The organism is Mesorhizobium sp. M0772 (assembly GCF_040320135.1).
GTDB lineage: Bacteria > Pseudomonadota > Alphaproteobacteria > Rhizobiales > Rhizobiaceae > Mesorhizobium.
Genome location: NZ_JAMYPB010000001.1, coordinates 91,511 through 109,254 on the forward strand (window position 1 = coordinate 91,511; position 17,744 = coordinate 109,254).

Here is a 17,744-nt window from a genome sequence, read left to right on the forward strand (position 1 = left end):
CACGCTCACCACCCGAATCACGCTCTCTCCCCCCAGGCATTCTGAATACACAGCGCCCGAGCGTGCAGCAACAATCCACAATTCTTGTGAGAAAAACGGCATCTTTGCACAGGATGGGAGCCCGTGCAGACAGTCAGAAACAGCCTTCGAACCGCCATGTTCATGTGGGAGGTTAATGGTTGAAAAAGGATTACGGCATAGTTTGCCCGTAACAGTCATCCTTAACGGCCGCCTAAAGAGCCGGACGGGGTGCGAGGCGTCGGCGAAGGTGCTCCCTGACGGAGATTGGAAGCATGGTTTCCCGATTCTACGACCGGACGTTTGTCCGCGTCTTCTTCATGGCGATTGCCCTCATGGGCGCTCTCGCTTTCTCAACCTCTGCGTCGCGGGCACAGGAATACACCGCTCAGGAGATCGTCGATTCCGGTCACAAGTTCTTCGGCGCGACGTCGGGCGGTCTCGCAACCGTCGTCGAGAAGATTTTTGCCTCCTACGGCCTGCCCAATGGCTATCTGCTCGGCGAAGAGGGCTCCGGCGCGCTGATCGGCGGCCTGACCTATGGCGAAGGCACGCTCTACACCAAGAATGCCGGCGACCATAAGGTGTTCTGGCAAGGGCCTTCGCTCGGCTGGGATTTCGGCGGCGAGGGATCGCGGGTGATGATGCTCGTCTATAACCTCGACGACGTCAGCAATCTCTACAATCGGTTCGGCGGCGTTGCCGGTTCGGCCTATGTCGTGGCCGGCGTCGGCTTCAACGTGCTGCAGAACAACAGGGTGCTGCTGGTGCCGATCCGCACCGGCGTCGGCGCGCGGCTTGGCGTTAATCTCGGCTATCTGAAGCTGACGCAGAGGCCGACCTGGAATCCTTTCTGAGCGATTCCGACCACACTTCGACCCGATCAACAGATTCTGACCCGGTGCAGCTGCGGCAAACCCTTGCCGCAGCGCTGGATTGCGTCATGCGAACATGGCAAAGTCCAGACTTGGCGGTTGCCGGATAGCGGCCCGCCCGTAACGGGTAGTCACCTTGGTTCAGTCGATCCTGTTCTTCGCCCTCGGCTTTCTGTGCGCAGGCTTTCTGGCGCTGCTGGTCGCGCCGGCCATCTGGCGGCGGGCGGTTGTGCTGACACGCAAGCGTGTCGAGGCGTCGGTGCCGCGAACGCTGGCCGAGATCCAGGCCGATAAGGACAGCTTGCGGGCCGAGTTCGCCATGACGACGCGCCGGCTCGAAATCAGCATCAAGACGCTGCGTGAGCAGGCGAATGAGCAACTCGTCGAAATCAATCGCTGCCGCGAGGCGCTGAAGGGCCTGGCGGTCGAGCGCAAGGACAAGAAGCAGGCGCTTTCGGAGCTCGGGGAAAAAAACGAATTGCTCCTGCATCGCGAGCAGCAGATACAACAGCTGTCTGACAGGCTTGCACAAACAGAGCGCACGATGGAAAAGCGCGCGCTCGAGCTGGAAAAGCTCGAGCATATGTACGACGACGCGTCCTTCTCCTCCAGCAATCGTCAGATCGAACTGGTGGCTCGCGAATCCGAGCTGGAAAAACTTGCCAACGACATTTCAGTGCTGCGCGGCCAGCGCAAGGAGGCCGACAGGCGCCATCAGGAAGTCGTCACCGAGGCCAAGGCCACGCGCGATGCCTTGAAGGCCGAAAAGAAAAGAACCGCCGACCTCGACAGAAAGCTCGAGCGCCTGCTCGCCACGCTTGCCGATCGCGAGGACAAGCTCGATCGCCGCGAAAAGGAACTGGCCCGGCTTCGCGAACGGGTGAAGGGCGAGGCTGCGGGAGGCGCCGCGGCTGCTGGCCTGGTTGGTGCGCAAGACAGTGCCCGCGCCAGGAACGAGGACATGGACAAGACGCTCGCCAAGCTCGAAGGCGACCGAGAGCGGCTCGAAGCCAGGCTGACGACGCTGGCCCGCGAAAACAAGCGGATGAAGGCGGAGCTTGGCGGTTCTGGATCCGCGAAGCCCGGGAATGGCCCCGGCAATGGCAATGATGCCGGTTTTGCCTTGCGCGAACAGATGAACAATCTGGCGGCTGAGGTCGTCCATTTGACGGCCAAGCTCGAAGGACCTGATTCACCGATCGCCAAGGCGCTGGCGGCGCCGCAGGAAACGCGGTCAGGAACCACCAGCCTGGCCGATCGCGTCCGGGCGTTGCAGAAGGCAGATTTGCCGAGCTGAGTTTCAAGCCCCGGCTTGGAATTGCCTGACTACGCCTATCAGGGCGAAAAATGGTGCAGCGCAATGGCTGACGCGGCAGCAACATTCAGGCTGTCGAACCCTTCCGACATCGCGATCCGCACCGTCCGCAGGCGGGCAAGCAGGCTCTCCGGGAGGCCCTCGCCTTCGGTACCGAGATAGAGCGCCAGTCGTTTCGGTCGCGCGGCATCGCGAATGTCAGCCTCACCACGCGGCGACAAAGCGACCTGGCCGAAGCCCAACTCGCCGAGCTTCGCGATGAAAGCTTCAGTGTCGCCGAAGGACGCAAAGGGCACCTTCAACGCGGCGCCGACGGAGACGCGGATCGCCTTGCGATACAGTGGGTCGCAACAGGTGGCGTCGACGAAGACGGCATCGGCGCCGAAGGCGGCGGCATTGCGGAAGATCGATCCGATATTGTCATGGTTGGCGATGCCGATGAGAACGACGATCAACGCTTCGGCAGGCAAGGTGTCGAGCAAGGCCTCGGCGGGCTGTGGCGTGCCCTTGCTGCCGATCGCCAATATACCGCGATGCATGTGGAAGCCGGCGATCCTGTCCATGACGGCGCTTGCCGCAACGTAGACCGGCAGGTCGGCAGGGGCCTTGCGCAGGATGTCGTCGAGCCCGGCCAGCCGGTTTTCGAGGACCAGGACCGACTCCGCAGCAAAGCGTCCGGCTGACAGCAGGACGTCCAGCACCACCTTGCCTTCGGCAACGAACCGGCCATGGCGGCCGGTGAGATCGCGCTCGCGGATGTCGAGATAGGCGGCGACCCGCGGATCGCGCGCGTCGTCGATCTGGATCGGATCCATCAATACCTCGGCCGGCGAAAAATCGTCAGCGAGGTAAGAAGCGATCGGAGCCGCCAGTCAAGCCCCGCAGGTCAAGTCCCGGCGCGGCGCAGACGCGTTGCCATTTGGGACAAGTCGCCTATCCCGAAAATGCCGTCCAGCATGCGCAACAGTTCGCGCACGGCTTCGGACTTGCAGGAATAGTAGATCATCTGCCGGTCGCGGCGGGTCTCGACAAGATCGAGCGCCCTGAGCTTGGCCAGATGTTGCGACAAAGCGGACTGGCTGAGCATCACCTTTTCGGCGATGGCGCCGACCGACATTTCACCGTCGGCCAGATAGCTCATGATCAAGAGCCGCTTTTCGTTGCCCATAAGGGTCAGAAATGTCGCCGCCGATTCGGCATTGGCGATTAGTTTGGTCGAGACCATCGATGCCCCATGTTTTCCTGCTCATCCAAACGCTATGGGGGCAAATAGCGTTGGCTGCTATAATTCAGCTATGGATCACGCTGCTGATTCAGCGTCGCCTGAATCGTAGATCATTTCGCCCAAATCTCAAGACGTGCTTTTGATTCATGACGATTATCCTTGCGTAGCTGGCGCACGACCGGCTTTGGCCAGGTCGACCAGAACCGGCCGCAGGTCGCGCGCGCTCTTCAATGGCTGCGGAAAATTGACCCTGCAAACGGTGTCGCCCGATGCCAGGTCCATGCCCTCGGCATCGAAGCCGGTGATGGTCCAACCATCACCTTCAACCCTGGCGAAATGATGGGCATAGACGGCGATGGCGTCGAGATGGTCGGCATTCATGTGGTCGAGACCGGACTGTTCGCTGGCTGCCAGCTCGTCGACGATCGGCCCCTCGGTGATGAGATGGGCACGGTCGAGCAGGTAGGCCTTGCCGAAGCCGCCATTCAGGCTGGCGCGCTCCGGCTCGAGCCGAAAGATCGAGAAATCGCCGAGCTCGGCATAGAGCTTTGCCTTGGGATTGCGGTTGAGATAGCGCCGCTCGGCGCGGGCATGCGCGCTCGACCCGCGTTCCAGCGGCTGCGCCCGGCAGACCAGCGTTATCCTGGGATGCGCCAGCGGATCGCCCTTGCCGGGTTCGCCGACAAGCAGCGAGCAGCGCGGCTCGGCAAGGATGGCGCCGGTATGGGCTGACAGCGCCGAGACAAGGATCAGAGGCGTGCCATCGATGTCGGTGGCGACTCCGACCCTGGAGGCCAGCGGTGCGCCGGTCGACGGCTCGATCACCGCGAGGGCGCCGAAACGGGCGCTGCGGATCAGCGTTGCGGCCAGCCTGATCGCCTCGGCGTCCGTCGCGCGAATGACGTCCTTCTTCGGCTGGTCCAAAATGCTCACCAGGTAAGTTGATTTTCTAAATCCAGTTATTGGCCAATCATGCCGGCTTTGACAAGCGCTTTGATCTCGGCTGTCGAAAAGCCGAAGCGCGCCAGCACGGTCTGGGGCAGCTGATCGTCATCTTCAGACATGCCGGCAAGCGCCGGCTGCGAGGCCGAGAAGCGTGGCGCGGGCGCGGGGCGCTCGAGCGCACCGGCCTTCACAAATGCGTGACGCGCCCGGCTGTGCGGATGATCCCTGGCTTCGGCCAGCGACAGAACCGGCGCCACGCAGGCATCGCTTGCGGCAAACAGCGCGTCCCAGTCGTCGCGTGTCTTCTGCCGGAACCGGTCGGCAATGGCCGCGCGCATGTCCGGCCACAACGCCTTGTCGTATTGGCCGCGGACAAAATCCTCGCCGAGCGGCAGCAGCCTTGCGAATGCGGCGAAGAAGCGCGGCTCAAGGCAGCCGACCGCAACGTGGCGTGCGTCCGCCGTCTCATAGGTGTCGTAGAAGGGCGCACCGGAATCGAGCAGGTTGGCGCCGCGCCGGTCGCTCCACAGACCTGCCGACATGAAGGCGTGTATGGGGGCCACCAGCATCGAAGCGCCCTCGACCATCGCCGCGTCGATCACCTGGCCTTTGCCGGAGCGCGAGCGCTCGAACAGCGCTGCAAGCACCCCGGCGATCAGCATCATGGCGCCGCCGCCATTGTCGGCGATCAGATTCAGCGGCGGCACCGGCCGGCCTTCCTCCCGGCCTATGGCATGCAACACACCGGAATAGGCGAGGTAGGTGATGTCGTGGCCGGCGCGACCTGCGAGCGGCCCGTCCTGGCCGAAGCCGGTCATGCGGCCGTAAATCAGCGCCGGATTGCGCGCCAATGCAGCATCCGGGCCGAGACCAAACCGCTCCATCACACCGGGGCGAAAGCCTTCGACAAACAGATCGGCCTTTTCGGCAAGGCGCAGCAGCAGTTCCGTTCCTTTGGCCTGCTTGAGGTCGACGCGCAGGATGGAGCGGCCGTGACGGTCGAGATTGTGCGCATCGGAGAGCGGCAGCAGGGGTTGGTCCGAACCGGTGCGCTCGATGCGCAGCACCTCGGCGCCCATGTCCGACAGCATCAGCCCCGCCAGCGGCACCGGGCCGAGCCCAGCCATCTCGATGACTTTCAGGCCGGCCAGCGGACCGGTCTTCACTGCGCCGGCCGCCATGGCCGTCTATTTCGGCGCCATGCGGATTGCCCCATCGAGGCGGATGGTTTCGCCGTTGAGCATCTGGTTTTCGACGATATGCAGGGCGAGCGCGGCATATTCGGACGGCTCGCCGAGGCGGGACGGGAAGGGCACGGCCGCGCCGAGCGAATCCTGCACCTCCTGCGGCATGCCGGCCATCATTGGCGTCTTGAAGATGCCGGGCGCGATGGTGCAGACGCGAATGCCGGAGCGCGCCAGGTCGCGGGCAACCGGCAGCGTCATGCCGACGACGCCGCCCTTGGATGCGGCATAGGCGGCCTGGCCGATCTGGCCATCATAGGCGGCCACCGACGCGGTGTTGACGATGACGCCGCGCTCGCCGCCCTGCAGCGGTTCGAGTTGGGCGGCACGGTCGGCGACGAGGCGGATCATGTTGAAGGTGCCGATCAAATTGATCTCGATCACCTTGCGGTACTGGTCGAGCGGATGTGGACCATCCTTGCCGATCGTCTTCACGCCGATGGCAATGCCCGCGCAATTGACCAGGATGCGCGCTGGCCCAAGTCTCTTTTCCACCTCGGCGACCGCGGCCGCACCGCTGTCGGCGCTGCTCACATCGCACTGGATGGCGGCGCCGCCAATGTCGCCCGCCACCTTCGATGCCCGGTCGATGCCGATATCGAAAATGGCGACGCGCGCGCCCTTGTCGGCCAGCGCGCGGGCGGTTGCCTCGCCGAGGCCGGAGCCGCCGCCGGTTACGATCGCAATCTGGCCGTTCGGGTTCATGCTGCATGCTCCGTGCTGTTCCAGGTCATGCTACGGAGGTCGCCGCCATGGTGCAACCTGACCAATGGGGATCCATCGCGACCGGTGCCGCGACCGATCCTGGAGCTCAGGCCATCACTGGTGCCTGCTCCGCGATCCTGGCAAGGCTGGCATGGCCGACCTCGCCGGAGAGCCGCGCCACGGCACCGGGCACGATCTCGTGCGACAGCAGCCGGTCGAGGTCGACCGGGCGCGGCATGGAGATCTGGCCGCGGGGGATCTTTCTGAAGCCGAGCGGGCCGTAATAAGGCTCGTCGCCGACAAGGATCACCGCCGGCGCGCCGGCCTTGGCGGCCGCCTCCAGCGCGATCGCCACGAGCCGGCGGCCGATACCGAGATTCTTGAAGGCGGGCCGCACGGCGAGCGGCCCGAGCATCAGCGCGCGTCCGGCGCCGGCGGCGATGCGGGTCATGCGCACCGAAGCAACGACGATGTCGCCATCCATGGCGACAAAGGATAGCGAGCGCTCGTGGCCGCCGGTCTCGCGAATCTTGTAGGCGGCCAGCACGAAACGGCCGGGGCCAAAGGCTTCGTCGTTGATGGCTTCGATTTCGGGATCATGCGCCGGAGTTTCCGGCAGGTATTTCACGTCGGCAAGGCTCATGGTCTTCGCGGTCCGATAAAGAGGAAAGGTTGCTGCAAGCGGCAGCGTTCGCCAGTCAGCGCTTTCTAAGCGCGGGCGCCCTTTCGTCGTCGGTCAAACCGGATCAAGCCAAGATCGAACATGCGGAGTGTCCGCTAGCATCAATTTCCGGCGGCTGCAATCGGCTGTTTTCATCCGGCGTTTCATACGAGTGACGCTCTGTTCAGCAGATGACGGCTTCGGCATTGCCGCCTTGCGACTACATTGGCCAAGGCACGCAAGGAGATTTCGTATGGGATTGCTGGTCGAAGGCAAATGGCAGGACCGTCCGGCCAATGTCGATAGCAGCGGCAGGTTCATCCGCGCCGAGACGCAGTGGCGTGACTGGATCACGCGCGACGGCGCGCCGGCGCAAGGTCGTACGCGCGGCTTCAAGGCCGAGCCCGGACGCTACCATCTTTATGTCTCGCTCGCCTGTCCGTGGGCGCACCGCACGCTGATCTTTCGCGCGCTGAAGAAGCTAGAAGACATCATCCCGGTTTCAGTCGTGCATCATTTCCTCGGTGCTGAGGGCTGGACGTTTTTGGCCGAGGATGGCGCCACCGGCGACACGCTCTACGGCCTCGACTTCCTGCACCAAATCTACACCAAGGCCGATCCAGCCTATTCGGGCCGGGTTTCGGTGCCGGTGCTGTGGGACAAGAAGGAAGAGACCATCGTCTCCAACGAATCCGCCGAAATCATCCGCATGCTCAATTCGGCCTTCGACGAGTGGGGCGATGCCGCTCTCGATTCCTATCCGCCAGGCCTGCGCGGCGAGATCGACAAGGTCAATGCGCTGGTCTTTCCCGCCGTAAACAACGGCGTCTACCGCGCCGGCTTTGCCACCACGCAAGCGGCCTATGAAGAGGCGTTCGGCGAGCTGTTCGCGGCGCTCGACACGCTGGGGGGCCGACTGTCAAAACAGCGCTATCTCACTGGCGAGCGTGTCACCGAGGCCGATTGGCGGCTGTTCACCACGCTGGTGCGTTTCGACCCGGTCTATGTGGGCCATTTCAAATGCAATCTGCGCCGCATCGCCGACTATCCGAACCTTTCGAACTATCTGCGCGACCTCTACCAGGTGCCCGGTATCGCCGGCACGGTGAACCTGCACCACATCAAAATGCACTATTACGGCAGCCACGAGAGCATCAACCCGACGCGCATCGTGCCGGTCGGGCCTGGGCTCGACTATGGCGCGCCGCACGACCGGGCGCGGTTCAGGCAGGCGGCGTGAGCATCGGATTGACAGCCTACCAGTACGGCGATACCGGCTCGCCTTCAAAAACCTCGGCAAGCCGCCGCAGCGTCGCCGGCGTCGTGCCATGCGGCAAGCGGTCGAGCGGAAAGAAGCCTGCTTCGGCGATCTCGTGGTCCGGCAGTTTCGGCGCGGTCTGGTTGAAGGTTTCGATGAGATAGAGGCCGACATGGTCGCGGCGGCTGGAGCGGCGGTTGAAATGCATCGATTTCAGCACCGGCTGGGCTGTCAGCGCGATGTTGCCTTCCTCGGCCAGTTCGCGCACCAGCGCCTCACCGAGCGTCTCGCCGACTTCGACGCCCCCGCCCGGCAATTGCCAGCCGGGAACGTAGGTGTGGCGGATGAGGAAGACAGTGTTCGAGGCGCGATCGTGGATCAGGCCGCGCACGCCCAGCGTCATCGGCCGCCGCAGCAGGAAATAGAGATGGAACAGCCTTGCCCTGAGGCCTGCCCAGCCGGTCTGGCGAAACGCCTGCTCCGGGTCCGATATAGCCATGACTAGCGAAACCGTGGATGGGCAGGAAACAGTGAGTGGAAAGCGGGGAGCGCGTCGCCTATGAAGGAAGGATGTTCAGGCTCGCGCATATTTCCGATGTCCATCTGGGGCCGCTTCCCGGTGTAACCTATCGCGAACTCGCGTCCAAGCGCGTCGTCGGCTACGTCAACTGGCAGCGCAACCGCCGCCGCCATATGCACGATGCCGTCATCGACACCATCGTCGCCGACATGAAGGCGAGCACACCCGACCACCTCACCGTTACCGGCGATCTGGTCAATCTGGCGCTCGACGGCGAGATCGAGATGGCCAAGCACTGGCTTGAGACGCTGGGTTCGCCGGAGGATGTCTCGGTGGTGCCGGGCAACCACGACGCCTATGTGCCGGGCGCCTTCGACAAGGTCTGCCGCTCCTGGGCGGCGTGGATGAGCGGCGACGGCGTGACTGCGCCGATCGACCGCAACGCTTTTCCCTATCTGCGCGTACGCGGCAATGTCGCGCTGATCGGCGTTTCGACGGCGCGCGCCACGGCGCCGTTCATGGCCAACGGCTTCTTCCTCGAAGGTCAGGCGCAAAGGCTGGCGACAGTGCTCGACGCAACGAACAAACGCGGCCTGTTGCGGGTGATCATGATCCATCATCCGCCGGTGCGCGGCGCCGTCGCCCAGCAAAAGCGCCTGTTCGGCATCTCCCGCTTCCACAAGACCGTTCATAGGCATGGCGCCGAACTCGTGCTGCACGGCCATTCGCATCTGCCGTCGCTGTTCTTCATCGGCGGGCGCGGCGCCAGGATTCCGGTCGTCGGCGTCGCCGCCGCCGGGCAGTCGCCAGGCAGCAAGAACCCGGCGGCACAGTACAATCTGCTCGATATTGACGGGGAGAAGGGCAATTGGCTGATTCGCCTGACGCGGCGCGGCCTGACCGGGCCGGCCTTGCCGCCATCGGACCTGCAGGTCATTGAACTCGGCGCGCAGACACCGAGGCCTTCAGATCGTTGATCAGAAGCTGATCTTCATCGCCATCAGGCGATCCCAAAACAGCGCGGCCGCCACCGCCAGGCCAACAAGCGCGCCGGCGGCGACGAAGCCCAGGCCTGCAAAGAAGGTTGACCAGCTCTTGCCTGGCGCGGCTGCTTGCAAGGGCGGCTCCGCTTCGACCACCGCAGGGCGTTTCAGGTCGGCGACGGCCGGCTCGACACCGCCCTCCATCATGCGCTGGCGCTCGACGATACGCTCCGCCACATAGCGCGTGACCTGATCGGCGACCGGTTTCATATCGGTCGATTCGGCGAGCACGACGCGGCCGATGCGGGTATCACTGAGAAAGCGGTAGGTGCGGCGGTCGCGCCCCATGGCGACATGGCTGACGGCGTCGATCCACAGGCGGGGCTGCAGGCCGGAGGAGACGACGAAGTCGAAATTGTCCATGTCGGCGGGCACGTCGGCAAAGACCGGGGCGAGCTCGGCGGCGAGCAGATCAAGCCGCATCCGGTGCGCCTCGCGCATGTCGACCACGACATCGTCGCGATCGGCGAAGGCATTTTTCACATCGCGAACGGCGTCGGACAGTTTGCGGGAGGTGTCGGTGGGGGTGATGTTTTCGCCAGTGTCCTTCATCGGCGTCGCCTCGCTGATATGGTTAATTGCGAGTTAACACAGGCGGCGGCAAAATGCACTGGCGAGATGCGGGCGTCAGTAAGGTTAGCTCGCCGCGGCCTCGAATGTCGGACGCAGGCGCCTGCCGCGGCGTGCCATGTTTCGGCGCACGGCCTGGGCGACCACATCAGGCACTTCCTCGACCAGCGTATGGCCGGCATCGAGCACGTGATGAATATGAAAATGCGCCGGCAGACAATCAGCCTGGGTAAAGGGCAACACCGGATCGTCCGTTCCCCAAACCACCATCACCGGCATGTCGAGGGTGTCCAGCTGTTCGCGGGGTATGACCCCCTGCCGCTCGTTCCTGGTCATGACGGCTGATATCTCAATCAGCTTGCGCAACTGGCCGGGGCGACGGCGTACGTCCGCCAGGACGCCAACGATGCGTTCGGGCGGCGGGCTTCGCGGTCCCGACATGGCGGCAAGGCAGGCGCGGATTTGCCGTCTGTCGGCGGCCGCGGCGTAGCGGCGCAACAGCGGTCCGTTGATCTCGGGGCCAACACCGCCCGGCGCCAGAAGCGTCAGCGAGCCTATCCTTTCAGGCTCGGCAAGCGCCATCAGGGAGGCGACCGCGCCGCCCATCGAATGACCGGCGACATGCACCCTTGCTATCCCGCGTGCGGCGATATCGGCGAGAACCGCTCGCGCCGCTGTTTTGGCCGGGCCGCTGCCAGGAAATTCGAGAGACAGTCCGTGTCCCGGAAGATCGTAGGCCAAGGTCCTGACATCGGGCCCTAGCGACGCGGTCACCTCGCGCCAGATATCATGGCAACCACCGAAGCCATGCAGCAGGACGACCGTCTTCGGCCCGGCGCCCCGCTCGGCAACATAGAGGGATGAGACCATGAAAATGTGCGATTATTGCAAGACTGGAGAGGAAATTCGAATCGAGGCTGGATTGCTCCCAGTCCAGACCGATGGCCAGTAAAGTTTTCGCGATCCGGAAAGACTAGCTGGCGTTGCCGAGGCCCGCGGCGCGTAGCGCCTCAACCAGCCGGTCGGTCAGATCGGCGGGATATTTGCGCTCGGCGAAGGCCGCGCGCGGATCGGCGGCGAATTTCGGGAATTTGGTGGTCAGCTCATCCAGAAGCTTGGCTGCCAGCTGTTCGCGGCCGGCAGCCTTGGCGCCGATCAGCCGCGCCGCCAGATAATGCGATTTCATCGCCGTCGTGCGCAGCGACTCGCTGGCTATCGCGGCCTTGTTCATGTCGCCCAGCATAAATTGCCCGGCGAAAAGCCCAAAATCCCACCATGTCGGATGGCCGCTGAACGTCTCGACGGCATGGGTCAGGATGGGTGTTCCCTCGGCATATTTGCCGGCAAAGATCAGGCCATAGCCGTAAGCGGCAGCCATGCCGAGGTCGTAGGGGTTGAGCTCATAGGCCTTGCGCATCCAGCGGATCGATTCCTCGGTGTTGCCGAGGCGCGAATTGAGGTAGCCATAGGCGCGGTGCGCATAGGGGCTGGTCGGTCCCATCTGGATGGCGCGATGGGCGAAAGACATTGCTTGTTCGACCGTCGCGCCAGGCGGATAGGCGTAATGATCGGTGGCGGCCTCAAGGGTCAGGGAGGCCAGTTCCGAATAGACCAACGACGATTTCGCACCCTGGCCGGCGAGGTTGTCCAGGCAGCGATAGGCGGCCTCGTGCGTCCTGGTGCTCTGGTCGAGATAGTATCTGTCGTTGAGGATCAGGCAGCTCGTCAGCCCGGTCTGAATGCCGTTCTGTTCGATGTAGCTGTAGAGCGGGCCGGAGGCGGGAACGGTCGAGCTGAGGATGGCGGCGATACGATCCTCGACGGTGCCAGGTGCGCTGTCGGCGGCCGTCAGACTGCGGGACAAAAGCACGCGGCCGGTCGCCACGCTCTGCAGTTCGAGCGTCACGTCACCTGCCATTGGTCCCGGCAGGACATCGAAAACGAAGCTGGTCGGGTCGGTGCTCGGATCGCGCTTGCTGTCGGCGTCGCGGCCGATGAAGTCGATCGTGTCGAAACCGGCAAGGCCGGCGCGCAGCGAAGCGGCGACGCGGCCGGCCTCGGGGCCGGTGGCCTTCACCGCGATGTAGACGAGGGGCAGGGCCTCCATCGACGGCGATGCGATGCTGCTCGTTACGCCCGCGGTCTCGACCACCGCGGTAGGATCGCTGCTGGCAAGCAATGCGCCGCTGCCCTGGCGCAGGATGAGCACGCCCAGCATGAGAATGACCAGCGTCATGGCGACCCAGAAGAACTGGAGATGGCGCGCCAGCGAAGGCCCAGGTTCTGTAACCCCCGAAGCTGTCGCGGCAGCGGGAACGGCGTCAAGAGCCGCCTGGTCGGGCGATCCGGGCAAGGTGGCTACCGCCGCCGCAAGCGGCTCCTGCCCAACCGGCAGGCGTATGGCGTTGAGCTCATAGGACGGCACGTAGCCGCCGCGCGGAATGGCAATGCGAACCGGTTCGGCTATGCCTTCATTGGCGAAATAATGCTGGAGAAGTTCGCGCAGCCGGCCTGCCTGCACCCGGACAACGGCGTCGGTCGACGAATCGAAATCGCCGTCCTTGCCGAAGACGTCCATGGCGATGGAGAAACCCTTGAGCCTGTCGGCTTCGCCGGCCTGCTCGCGCTCAACAAGATAGCGCAGCAACTTGCGCGCGCGCTCGGAACGTCCGAACGTTTCGCTGGCGAGCAGTCGCTCCAGTGTCTCGCGCACTGCGGGGGCGGCAGGCGTGGCATGCTGCAAGTGTCGATCCTCTCGAAGTCGGCACAGGTTGAGGCGCAATCATATAGAGCCTGCACTTCCATACAAGCATGCTTATGTTATGCGATCGCGTAACACACCGGATAGTTGCCGGTGGTTGACACAAAAGACCGGAATTTCCCTCGGCAAATGGGGGATTTCCGGGCGCCGCGGACATTCGGCGCCCGGGAAAATATCAGCCGGCCTTGCGGCCGATTATCCGGTTGGCGGCCGAAACAACGGCTTCCAGCGAGGCGGCGACGATGTTGGTGTTGATGCCGGCGCCGAACAGCTTGCCGCCGGGATATTCCATCTCGACATAGGAAATCGCCGAGGCGTTCGAGCCGCGCTGGAGCGAATGTTCGGAATAATCAAGCACCGACATGTCGACGCCAACATGACGCGACAGCGCATCGACGAAGCCGTCGATCGGGCCGGTGCCGGAGCCGGCGATTGTCGTCTCCTTGCCGTTGTCGAGGATCACCGCCTCGACCACGCGCCGGCCCTTTTTCTCGGTATCGGGATAGGTGTGATGGTCGAGGAACTTCAGTCGTGCGCCGGGCTGGTCGACATAGGTTTCAATAAAGCGGTCATGGATGCGTTTTGCCGGCACTTCCTTGCCTTCGGCGTCGGTGATCGCCTGGATCTCCTGGCTGAACTCGATCTGCAGGTTGCGCGGCAGATTGAGGCCGTAATCGGCCTGCAGTACATAGGCGATGCCGCCTTTGCCCGACTGCGAGTTGATGCGGATGATCGCCTCGTAGCTGCGTCCGACATCGGCCGGATCGATCGGCAGATAGGGCACTTCCCAGACCGGCGTGTTGGCCTTCTTCAAGGCCTTCATGCCCTTGTTGATGGCGTCCTGGTGCGAGCCGGAAAAGGCGGTGTAGACCAGTTCGCCGACATAGGGATGGCGCTCGGAGATCTTCAGCTGGTTGGAATATTCGTAGACGTCCTTCATCCGGTTGATGTCGGAGCAATCCAGATGGGGATCGACGCCTTGCGTGTACATGTTGAGCGCCAGCGTCACGATGTCGACATTTCCGGTGCGCTCGCCATTGCCGAACAGCGTGCCTTCGACGCGGTCCGCACCCGCCATCAGGCCGAGCTCGGTGGTGGCGATGCCGGTGCCGCGATCGTTGTGGGGGTGCAGCGAGATCAGCAGGTTCTCGCGGTCGTCCAGGTTGCGGCACATCCATTCGATCCGGTCGGCATAGATGTTGGGCGTCGACATCTCGACCGTCGACGGCAGGTTGATGATCAGTCTGTTGTCGGCTGTCGGCTTCACGATCTCGGTGACGGCGTTGCATATCTCCAGCGCGACTTCGAGCTCGGTGCCGGTAAAGCTTTCGGGCGAATATTCGAAGCGATAACCGCCGCCGGCCTTGGCCGCCATGTCGGTGATCATCTTGGCCGCGTCGGTGGCGATGCGCTTGATACCGCCGACATCCTTCTCGAAGACGACGCGACGCTGCAACTCGCTGGTCGAATTGTAGAAATGCACGATCGGGTTGGTGGCGCCCTTCAGAGATTCGAAGGTGCGGGTGATGAGTTCGGGACGGCACTGCACCAGCACCTGTAGCGAAACATCAGTCGGCACATTGCCTTCCTCGATGCACCAGCGGGCGAAATCGAAATCGGTCTGCGAGGCCGAGGGGAAACCGATCTCGATCTCCTTGAAACCCATGTCGAGCAGCAGGGCGAACATGCGCGCCTTGCGCTCATGGCCCATCGGATCGATCAGCGCCTGGTTGCCGTCACGCAAATCGACCGAACACCAGATCGGCGCCTTGTCGATGACCTTGTTGGGCCAGGTGCGGTCGGTGAGGCCGACGGTCGGATAGGGCTGGTACTTGCGGGCTGCGTCCGGCATGTGGCCGGCCGCGTGTTTTACGCTTTCGGCTTCGCCGGATCGGATCTCTTCTCGTGCGTTCATCGTCTTGTTCTCCCGGCGGCTCGCGGATCGGTCTTCAGACGGATTGGTGGCGAGCAGCGCCTTACCAGATTTTCGTTCGCTTGATGTGAAGTGCCAATTTGAACTGGCCAAGGAGCGTGCGCGTAAGCGGCGGTTCGACCGCCGGGCGCTCCTTCAGCGAACCCGGCGATCGCCGATAAGGCCGAGAAGAAGCAGGGTCGATGCCAGCGCGCGCACGGTCTCGCCGGCAAAGCCGGTCGGACGGGAAGCGACGGAGGAGACGCGCGTGTTCATGGCCGGTTTCATACAGGAGCGACCATGGACAGGCAAGTGGGGCCATTTCCAGCCTTCCCGAGCACTCTTCCCCATGCGTGGCAAATGCGCCAAACTTGCATGAGGCCGTGGTCGCAATGCTTCGCCGTCGGGAGGGGTCATTCATGAATTTCGTTTTCTTCTCGCCGCATTTTCCCGCCAACGGCGCCGATTTCTGCGACCGGCTGAAGAAGGCCGGCGCCACGGTGCTGGGCATTGGCGATGCGCCCTTCGATGCGCTGGACGGCAAGCTGAAGGCGGCCCTGTCGGAATATTACCGCATCGCCGACATGGAGGACTACGATCCGGTGTTCCGGGCGATGGGTCATTTCATCCACAAATGGGGCCGCATCGAGCGCTTCGAGTCACTCAACGAGCATTGGCTGGAGCTGGAAGCCAACATCCGCACCGACTTCAACATCTACGGCACCAAGCTCGATTTCGTGAAGAATTTGAAGCGCAAGAGCCGCATGCGTGCATTCTTTCGCAAGAGCGGCGTCGACACCATCGCCCAGCGCAAATGCTCCGACCGGGCCGGCGCCATGACCTTCATCCGCCGCGTCGGCTATCCCGTGGTGGTGAAGCCCGATTCCGGGTCCGGCGCCTCGAACACCTTCAAGATTTCCAACGCCAGGGAACTTGACAAGTTCTTCAACGACAAGCCCGAGGATGTGACCTTCGTCATGGAGCAGTTCATCGAGGGGCTGGTGGTGACGTTCGATGGGCTGGTCAACCGTGACGGCGAGGTGGTGCTGGCGGCCAGCCACCGGTACGACCAGAGCATCATGGAAGTGGTCAACAAGGACCGCCACATGAGCTACACCTGCTTTCCCAAGGTCCGACCGGCGATCGAAGAGGCCGGCCGCAAGATCCTCAAAGCGTTCGACGTGCGCGAACGCTTCTTCCACATCGAGCTGTTCGAAACCAAGGACGACCGCGTCATCGCGCTTGAGGTCAACATGCGGCCGCCCGGCGCCTGGATGACCGATGCGATCAACTACACGTTCGACATCGACGTCTACGCGGCTTGGGCGGACATGGTGGTGAAGGATGCCGCCGGTGGTCCTTATGAGGGCAAGTATTTCACCGCTTATGCCAGCCGCAAGCAGCACCTCCACTATTTGCACAGCCATGAGGACGTGCTAGCCGCGCATCGCGACAAGATCGTCCATCATCAGCCGATAGAAAAGGTTTTCAGCCGCGCCATGGGAAATTACGCCTACCAGATGCGCTCGAAGGACGAAGCAGCACTGCGCGCGGCTGTCGCCTACATCCACGCGGAAAAGGCTTAGACGCGATGGACATCTCTTATCACAAGGGTTTCTCCGGCAATCTCGGCCGCGACATGGAATACAAGCGCTACGGCCATGCCGGCCGGCCGGTGGTGGTGTTCCCGACGTCGCAGGGGCGGTTCTACCAGTTCGAGGATTCCGGCGGGGTTGGAGCGCTGGCCGAATTCATCGATACCGGCCGCATCCAGCTGTTTGCGGTCGACGGCGTCGATTCGGAATCGTTCTTCAACAAGCATGCCGGCGCCGCCCACCGTATCGGTCGCCACGAGGCTTATTTCCGATATGTGCGCGAGGAGGCGCTGCCGGAGTTTCTGGCGACCGCTGAGCAAGCCAATGGCGGGCGCAAATTAAAGCCGCTGTTCACCGGCTGTTCGATGGGCGGTTATCATTCCTCGAACTTCGTCTTTCGCTTTCCCGAACTCGCCAGCGGCGTCATCGCGCTGTCGGGCGTCTATTCGGCGGGCGACTTCTTCGGCAAGGCGCTGGAAGGTGATATCTTCTACAATTCACCGCTCGACTATCTGCCCGGCACCGTAGACCCAAAGCTGCTTGCCCGGCTGAAGTCGCTGAGGATGATCTTCTGCTGCGGGCAGGGCGCCTGGGAAGAGCGGATGCTGGTCGAGACGCGCAGGCTGGAACAGATCCTGCGCGACAAATCCATTCCCGCCTGGGTCGACTATTGGGGCGGCGATGCCAGTCATGACTGGCCATGGTGGCACAAGCAGCTGGTCTATTTCTTCGGCCGCTGGCTGGATGACGATCTGATGCACCGGCTCGATTGATGGCCACACCCGAACCTATCCGCCGCTTTATCGAGGCCACCAATGCGGGTGATAGCGAAGCCGTTCTCGACACGTTCACAGCCGACGCGTCCCTGACCGACTGGGGGCGGTCCTTCCAAGGCCGCCAGCAGATCGCGCGCTGGAACCAGTCGGACAATATCGGCGTGAAGTCCAATCTTCGCATTGTCCGCATCGCCGAGGTCGAGGGCAGCTACCGCGTCCGCATTGCCGTGAAAGGCAATGGCTTCAACGGCGAGGGTGACATGACCTTCGTGCTGGACGGCCACCGCATAGCCAGCCTCGTCATCTCCTGACGCGGCTCAG

18 protein-coding genes are annotated in these 17,744 nt (G+C 63.2%); 7 read left to right on the plus strand and 11 right to left on the minus strand.

The window, feature by feature from the left end; translation table 11 throughout:
• Nucleotides 1-338 precede the first annotated feature (338 nt).
• A complete protein-coding gene (locus NKI06_RS00420) occupies nucleotides 339-875 on the plus strand; it encodes a DUF1134 domain-containing protein (protein WP_245259859.1) in 537 nt (178 codons plus the stop codon).
• Nucleotides 876-1,029: 154 nt separating this feature from the next.
• Nucleotides 1,030-2,190, plus strand: a complete 1,161-nt coding sequence (locus NKI06_RS00425; RefSeq protein WP_352983461.1) for a coiled-coil domain-containing protein — start codon at nucleotides 1,030-1,032, stop codon at nucleotides 2,188-2,190.
• 38 nt (nucleotides 2,191-2,228) lie between these two features.
• Here NKI06_RS00425 and NKI06_RS00430 read toward each other — a convergent pair whose 3' ends face one another.
• The 6 genes from NKI06_RS00430 to NKI06_RS00455 form a co-directional block, all read right to left on the minus strand.
• The gene (locus tag NKI06_RS00430; protein WP_023683629.1) at nucleotides 2,229-3,023 is read right to left on the minus strand and encodes a TrmH family RNA methyltransferase; all 795 of its coding nucleotides are present in this window, start codon (nucleotides 3,021-3,023) and stop codon (nucleotides 2,229-2,231) included.
• Between the two features lie 71 nt (nucleotides 3,024-3,094).
• Nucleotides 3,095-3,433 (minus strand): ArsR/SmtB family transcription factor, encoded by a 339-nt coding sequence (locus NKI06_RS00435; protein WP_023669951.1) that lies wholly within the window; start codon nucleotides 3,431-3,433, stop codon nucleotides 3,095-3,097.
• A 153-nt stretch (nucleotides 3,434-3,586) separates the two neighbouring features.
• Nucleotides 3,587-4,357: a HugZ family pyridoxamine 5'-phosphate oxidase gene (locus NKI06_RS00440; RefSeq protein ID WP_352838790.1), complete on the minus strand. Its 771-nt coding sequence runs from the start codon at nucleotides 4,355-4,357 to the stop codon at nucleotides 3,587-3,589.
• 35 nt (nucleotides 4,358-4,392) lie between these two features.
• On the minus strand, nucleotides 4,393-5,559 hold the full coding sequence (locus NKI06_RS00445; protein WP_352838760.1) for a CaiB/BaiF CoA transferase family protein: 1,167 nt from the start codon (nucleotides 5,557-5,559) through the stop codon (nucleotides 4,393-4,395).
• A gap of 6 nt (nucleotides 5,560-5,565) precedes the next feature.
• Entirely contained in the window at nucleotides 5,566-6,327 is a 762-nt protein-coding gene (locus NKI06_RS00450) for a 3-hydroxyacyl-CoA dehydrogenase (RefSeq protein WP_023686192.1), read from the minus strand.
• Between the two features lie 106 nt (nucleotides 6,328-6,433).
• Entirely contained in the window at nucleotides 6,434-6,970 is a 537-nt protein-coding gene (locus NKI06_RS00455; protein ID WP_023686191.1) for a GNAT family N-acetyltransferase, read from the minus strand.
• Between the two features lie 271 nt (nucleotides 6,971-7,241).
• Here NKI06_RS00455 and NKI06_RS00460 point away from each other — a divergent pair, with 271 nt between their 5' ends.
• On the plus strand, nucleotides 7,242-8,228 hold the full coding sequence (locus tag NKI06_RS00460) for a glutathione S-transferase family protein (RefSeq protein WP_352838761.1): 987 nt from the start codon (nucleotides 7,242-7,244) through the stop codon (nucleotides 8,226-8,228).
• Between the two features lie 16 nt (nucleotides 8,229-8,244).
• On the opposite strand, the gene NKI06_RS00465 is transcribed toward NKI06_RS00460, so the two are convergent.
• Nucleotides 8,245-8,745, minus strand: coding sequence for an NUDIX domain-containing protein (locus NKI06_RS00465; RefSeq protein WP_031195394.1), 501 nt, complete (start codon nucleotides 8,743-8,745; stop codon nucleotides 8,245-8,247).
• 71 nt (nucleotides 8,746-8,816) lie between these two features.
• On the opposite strand from NKI06_RS00465, the gene NKI06_RS00470 reads away from it, so the two are divergent.
• Complete coding sequence (locus tag NKI06_RS00470) at nucleotides 8,817-9,743, plus strand: metallophosphoesterase family protein (protein WP_023695843.1); 927 nt, start codon at nucleotides 8,817-8,819, stop codon at nucleotides 9,741-9,743.
• On the opposite strand, the gene NKI06_RS00475 is transcribed toward NKI06_RS00470, so the two are convergent.
• The 4 genes from NKI06_RS00475 to leuA form a co-directional block, all read right to left on the minus strand.
• A complete protein-coding gene (locus tag NKI06_RS00475) occupies nucleotides 9,744-10,361 on the minus strand; it encodes a hypothetical protein (RefSeq protein ID WP_352838762.1) in 618 nt (205 codons plus the stop codon).
• Nucleotides 10,362-10,445: 84 nt separating this feature from the next.
• The gene (locus NKI06_RS00480; protein WP_352838763.1) at nucleotides 10,446-11,249 is read right to left on the minus strand and encodes an alpha/beta fold hydrolase; all 804 of its coding nucleotides are present in this window, start codon (nucleotides 11,247-11,249) and stop codon (nucleotides 10,446-10,448) included.
• A gap of 103 nt (nucleotides 11,250-11,352) precedes the next feature.
• Nucleotides 11,353-13,122 (minus strand): tetratricopeptide repeat protein, encoded by a 1,770-nt coding sequence (locus NKI06_RS00485; protein WP_352838764.1) that lies wholly within the window; start codon nucleotides 13,120-13,122, stop codon nucleotides 11,353-11,355.
• Nucleotides 13,123-13,315: 193 nt separating this feature from the next.
• Nucleotides 13,316-15,055 carry a 2-isopropylmalate synthase gene (gene leuA / locus NKI06_RS00490; protein WP_502900566.1) on the minus strand — a complete coding sequence of 580 codons (1,740 nt, stop codon included), beginning with the start codon at nucleotides 15,053-15,055 and terminating at the stop codon, nucleotides 13,316-13,318.
• Between the two features lie 416 nt (nucleotides 15,056-15,471).
• Here leuA and NKI06_RS00495 point away from each other — a divergent pair, with 416 nt between their 5' ends.
• The 3 genes from NKI06_RS00495 to NKI06_RS00505 are packed head-to-tail and all read left to right on the plus strand — an operon-like array spanning nucleotide 15,472 to nucleotide 17,734.
• Nucleotides 15,472-16,638, plus strand: a complete 1,167-nt coding sequence (locus tag NKI06_RS00495) for an ATP-grasp domain-containing protein (RefSeq protein WP_352443360.1) — start codon at nucleotides 15,472-15,474, stop codon at nucleotides 16,636-16,638.
• Nucleotides 16,639-16,643: 5 nt separating this feature from the next.
• A complete protein-coding gene (locus NKI06_RS00500) occupies nucleotides 16,644-17,420 on the plus strand; it encodes an esterase family protein (protein WP_023683642.1) in 777 nt (258 codons plus the stop codon).
• Entirely contained in the window at nucleotides 17,420-17,734 is a 315-nt protein-coding gene (locus tag NKI06_RS00505; protein WP_031208974.1) for a nuclear transport factor 2 family protein, read from the plus strand. The genes NKI06_RS00500 and NKI06_RS00505 overlap by 1 nt, the downstream gene beginning before the upstream one ends.
• The last annotated feature ends 10 nt before the right edge of the window (nucleotides 17,735-17,744 follow it).

Coding starts and splice junctions, on each gene's coding strand:
- NKI06_RS00420 (WP_245259859.1), top strand. CDS start 339: ATGGCGATTGCCCTCATGGGCGCTCTCGCTTTCTCAACCTCTGCGTCG.
- NKI06_RS00430 (WP_023683629.1), bottom strand. CDS start 3,023: ATGGATCCGATCCAGATCGACGACGCGCGCGATCCGCGGGTCGCCGCC.
- NKI06_RS00435 (WP_023669951.1), bottom strand. CDS start 3,433: ATGGTCTCGACCAAACTAATCGCCAATGCCGAATCGGCGGCGACATTT.
- NKI06_RS00445 (WP_352838760.1), bottom strand. CDS start 5,559: ATGGCGGCCGGCGCAGTGAAGACCGGTCCGCTGGCCGGCCTGAAAGTC.
- NKI06_RS00450 (WP_023686192.1), bottom strand. CDS start 6,327: ATGAACCCGAACGGCCAGATTGCGATCGTAACCGGCGGCGGCTCCGGC.
- NKI06_RS00455 (WP_023686191.1), bottom strand. CDS start 6,970: ATGAGCCTTGCCGACGTGAAATACCTGCCGGAAACTCCGGCGCATGAT.
- NKI06_RS00460 (WP_352838761.1), top strand. CDS start 7,242: ATGGGATTGCTGGTCGAAGGCAAATGGCAGGACCGTCCGGCCAATGTC.
- NKI06_RS00465 (WP_031195394.1), bottom strand. CDS start 8,745: ATGGCTATATCGGACCCGGAGCAGGCGTTTCGCCAGACCGGCTGGGCA.
- NKI06_RS00470 (WP_023695843.1), top strand. CDS start 8,817: ATGTTCAGGCTCGCGCATATTTCCGATGTCCATCTGGGGCCGCTTCCC.
- NKI06_RS00475 (WP_352838762.1), bottom strand. CDS start 10,361: ATGAAGGACACTGGCGAAAACATCACCCCCACCGACACCTCCCGCAAA.
- NKI06_RS00480 (WP_352838763.1), bottom strand. CDS start 11,249: ATGGTCTCATCCCTCTATGTTGCCGAGCGGGGCGCCGGGCCGAAGACG.
- leuA (WP_502900566.1), bottom strand. CDS start 15,055: ATGAACGCACGAGAAGAGATCCGATCCGGCGAAGCCGAAAGCGTAAAA.
- NKI06_RS00495 (WP_352443360.1), top strand. CDS start 15,472: ATGAATTTCGTTTTCTTCTCGCCGCATTTTCCCGCCAACGGCGCCGAT.
- NKI06_RS00500 (WP_023683642.1), top strand. CDS start 16,644: ATGGACATCTCTTATCACAAGGGTTTCTCCGGCAATCTCGGCCGCGAC.
- NKI06_RS00505 (WP_031208974.1), top strand. CDS start 17,420: ATGGCCACACCCGAACCTATCCGCCGCTTTATCGAGGCCACCAATGCG.